The 241-nt window shown below is 73.4% G+C and carries 1 protein-coding gene; it reads left to right on the forward strand.

What is annotated here, in order from left to right:
• Positions 1-241, forward strand: a 241-nt coding sequence (locus AC0IZJ_RS28690; RefSeq protein WP_471855678.1) for a sigma factor, incomplete at both ends; no start/stop codon positions are given.

Genomic DNA, 241 nt, shown 5'->3' on the forward strand with positions numbered 1-241 from the left:
CCCCCACCGCCCGCGCGTTGCGCTACGACCGCGACCACGCTCGCCGCCTGCGTGCGCTGGCCTACCGCAGGCTCGGCTCGCGTGCCGAGGCCGAGGACATCGTGCAGGAGGCCTGGCTGCGCTGGGCCGAGGTGGATGAAGCGACCCTCGTCCACGCTGGCGCCTTCCTGTCGCGACTGGTGACCACCCTCTGCCTGGACAAGCTGCGCTCCGCCGCCCGTCAGCGCGAGCAGTACGTGGG

The sequence above is a fragment of the Roseateles sp. AC306 genome, from assembly GCF_979253795.1.